The following is a 2,212-nucleotide window of genomic DNA, read 5'->3' on the forward strand; positions in this document are numbered from 1 at the left end:
CCGGGCCTGGCTGCCCCGCTGGCGGGAGCGCCTGGCCCGGGAGGGGGTCGAGACGGCCTCCATCGCTGCGCGGATGCATGCCACCAATCCGCTCTATATTCCCCGCAACCACAAGGTCGAGGAGGCGCTGACCGCCACGGCCGAGGACGACGACTTCGCCCCCTTCGAGGCGCTCAACCAGGTGCTGGCCGAACCCTTCACCGAGCAGCCCGGCCGCGAGGCCTTTGCCCTACCGGCAGAGCCGACCACGCGGGTGCTGCGCACCTTCTGCGGGACCTGAGGCGCCTGCCTGGCCGCCGCCAGGCCGACAAGATCTGCCCGACAAGATAAGAGACGAGAGGAGCACGCCAGCATGTCAGTCCGTGAGATTCCCATGGTCATCGACGGTCAGACCGTCCCGTCACAGAGCCAGGAATGGCGCGACGTGGTCAACCCGGCCACCCAGGAGGTGGTCGCCCGGGTGCCGTTCTGCACCGCCGAGGAAGTCGAGCGCGCCGTGGCCAGCGCCAATGAGGCCTTCAAGACCTGGCGCAAGGTGCCGCTGGGCAGGCGCCAACGCATCATGCTCAAGTTCCAGGCACTGGTGCGGGAGCATACCCCGGAGCTTGCCGCGCTGATCACCGAGGAACATGGCAAGACCCTGCCCGACGCCGAGGGCGAAGTGGGTCGTGGCCTTGAAGTGATCGAGCACGCCTGCTCGATCACCTCGCTGCAACTGGGTGAGCTCGCCGAGAATGCGGCAAGTGAAGTTGACGTCTATACCCTCAACCAGCCGCTCGGAGTGGGCGCCGGCATCACCGCCTTCAACTTCCCGATCATGCTGCCCTGCTTCATGTTCCCGCTGGCCATCGCCACCGGAAACACCTTCGTCTTGAAGCCATCCGAGCAGGACCCGAGCTCCACCATGCGCCTGGTCGAGCTGGCCCAGGAGGCGGGCGTGCCGGCCGGCGTGCTCAACGTCGTGCACGGCGGCCCGGACGTCGCCAACCAGATCGCCGACCACCCCGACATCAAGGCGCTCTCCTTCATCGGCTCCAGCCACGTGGGCTCGCTGCTCTACAACCGTGCCGCCGCGGCCGGCAAGCGCATGCAGGCGATGATGGGTGCCAAGAACCACTGCGTAGTGATGCCGGATGCCAACCGCAGCCAGGCCATCAACAACCTGCTCGGCTCGGCCTTCGGTGCCGCCGGCCAGCGCTGCATGGCCAACTCGGTGGTGGTGCTGGTGGGCGAGGCCCGCGAGTGGCTGGACGACCTCGTCGAGGGCGCCCGCCACATGACGGTGGGCCCCGGCACCCAGCGCGACGCCGACCTCGGCCCGCTGGTTTCCCCGCAGGCGAAGGATCGCGTCGAGGGGCTGATCGCCGTTGGCGAGCAGGAAGGCGCCAGGCTGCTGCTCGACGGCCGCGGTTGCCAGGTCGAAGGCTACCCGGAGGGCAACTTCGTCGGCCCCACCGTCTTCGCCGACGTGACGCCGGAGATGACCATCTACCGCGAGGAGGTCTTCGGCCCGGTGCTCTGCGTGGTCAGCGTCGACACCCTGGACGAGGCCATCGCCTTCGTGAACGCCAACCCCAACGGCAACGGCACCTCGATCTTCACCAACTCCGGCTGGGTGGCGCGCCGCTTTGAGAGCGACATCGACGTCGGCCAGGTGGGCATCAACGTGCCGATCCCGGTGCCGGTGGCCTACTTCAGCTTCACCGGCTCACGCGGCTCCAAGCTCGGCGACCTGGGCCCCAACGGCAAGCAGGCCATCGCCTTCTGGACCCAGACCAAAACCGTCACCGCGCGCTGGTACGAGCCGGAGAATGTCTCAAGCGGCATCAACAGCACCATCTCGCTGAGCTGATTCCAGTCCCCAGAAGCACCACACTAGCGGCCCCGTCTCGACAGAGGCGGGGCCGCTAGTCTTGCGGATGGTCGCCTTGACCTTCTTACCCATCGATCTTTTCGAGACCCTGACCGCGGATCCGCAGGACCGGGCGGAACTGATGGAGGTCGAGATGCTGACCAATCCTCGGGTTCGTGACGCCTCGCAACCACCCACCAAAGTCCAGAAGCGCATGTACCTTTCCGACCTCGATGCGCCACTGGTGGACTCGCGGCACGAGCCGAATACGTCACCCTGTCTCGACCCCGACAGCTACCCCGAGGCACAGACGCTGGGCGGCGAACTCTGGGAGCAGGACCACTACGGGATCGTCTATCC

At 67.0% G+C, this 2,212-nt stretch carries 1 protein-coding gene and 2 pseudogenes; all 3 read left to right on the forward strand.

Annotated features, from left to right (window positions below):
* A pseudogene (locus ACESMD_RS12660) lies at positions 1-280 on the forward strand (hypothetical protein); the annotation flags it as partial.
* Positions 281-352: 72 nt separating this feature from the next.
* Positions 353-1,852 (forward strand): CoA-acylating methylmalonate-semialdehyde dehydrogenase, encoded by a 1,500-nt coding sequence (locus ACESMD_RS12665; RefSeq protein WP_372613703.1) that lies wholly within the window; start codon positions 353-355, stop codon positions 1,850-1,852.
* Between the two features lie 76 nt (positions 1,853-1,928).
* Positions 1,929-2,212: pseudogene (locus ACESMD_RS12670) on the forward strand (hypothetical protein); the annotation flags it as partial.

It is taken from the genome of Halomonas sp. (assembly GCF_041689495.1).
GTDB lineage: Bacteria > Pseudomonadota > Gammaproteobacteria > Pseudomonadales > Halomonadaceae > Halomonas.